This is a genomic window from Eubacterium callanderi (assembly GCF_900142645.1).
In the GTDB taxonomy this organism is placed as follows: Bacteria; Bacillota; Clostridia; order Eubacteriales; family Eubacteriaceae; genus Eubacterium; species Eubacterium callanderi.
The window spans coordinates 1-1,277 of record NZ_FRBP01000028.1 but is presented as its reverse complement, the minus strand read 5'-3'; the positions used below and the strand labels follow the sequence as shown (position 1 = coordinate 1,277).

The following is a 1,277-nucleotide window of genomic DNA, read 5'->3' as shown; positions in this document are numbered from 1 at the left end:
TATACTGAAGGGCAGAATGTCGTGAATCTGACATCTGTTGAAGGAGAAAGGGTTACCCTGTACGCCCAGTGGCGTGCCAACAGCTATACCATCCACTTCGATGGTAATACCGCCGATGGCGGCGATACGGCCAGCCAGAGCATGACCTATGATACAGCCGTAAACCTGACCGCCAATGGTTATACAAAGACAGGCTACACCTTTACCGGGTGGAACACCCAACCCGATGGCGGCGGAACTAGCTATACCGATGGACAGAATGTTACAAATCTGATGTCTGTCGAAGGAGGGACGGTTACCCTGTACGCCCAATGGCGCGCCAATAATTACACCATCCACTTCGATGGCAACACCGCCGATGGCGGCAGCACACCAGAGCAGGCCATGACCTACGATCAGGCAGCCAGCCTGACGCCCAATGGCTACACTAAAACAGGATACACCTTTATGAACTGGAACACCCAGCGTGATGGCGGCGGAACCGCCTATACCGATGGACAGAATGTCAGTAATCTGAGTTCAAAAGAAGGAGACAGCGTAACGCTGTACGCCCAGTGGCGCGCCAACAGCTATACCATCCAATATGACGGCAACAACGCCGATGGCGGAGATATGGCTAACCAAAGCATGACCTATGATCAGGCGGCCAACCTGACGGCCAACAGCTATGCCAAAACAGGCTACACCTTTGCGGGCTGGAACACTCGGCCCGATGGCGCCGGTACGGCTTATGGCAACGAACAAAGCGTGGTGAACCTGACACCAGACGATGGCAGTATCATAACCCTGTACGCCCAATGGCATGCCAATAATTATAAAGTGGCATTTGACGGAAATACGGCTGACAGCGGAAGTATGAGCGATCAGCCAATGGCCTTTGACATTGAAGTGAACCTGACCGCCAACGCCTATACCAAAACCGGTTACACCTTTGTGGGATGGAATACCGAGAAAGGCGGCGAAGGGACAGCCTATACCGATGGACAGACAGTGGTTAATCTGACAGCGGTCGAAGGCGAAACCGTCACGCTCTATGCCCAGTGGCGCGCCAACAAATACATTATCCACTTCGATGGCAATACGGCCGACGGCGGCAGCACAACAGAGCAGGCTATGACCTATGACACAGCGGCCACCTTGACGGCCAATGGCTACACCAAAACAGGCTACACCTTCATTGGATGGAATACCCAGCCCGATGGCGGCGGAATGGCCTATGATGATGGACAAAGCGTCATAAATCTGACGCCAAATGATGGTGAAACCGTCACGTTGTA

1 protein-coding gene is annotated in these 1,277 nt (G+C 53.3%); it reads left to right on the top strand.

Going from position 1 to position 1,277, the window contains the following annotated elements:
• Positions 1-21: 21 nt before the first annotated feature.
• Positions 22-1,277, top strand: a 1,256-nt coding sequence (locus BUC22_RS21215) for an InlB B-repeat-containing protein (protein ID WP_143163961.1), incomplete at its 3' end; no start/stop codon positions are given.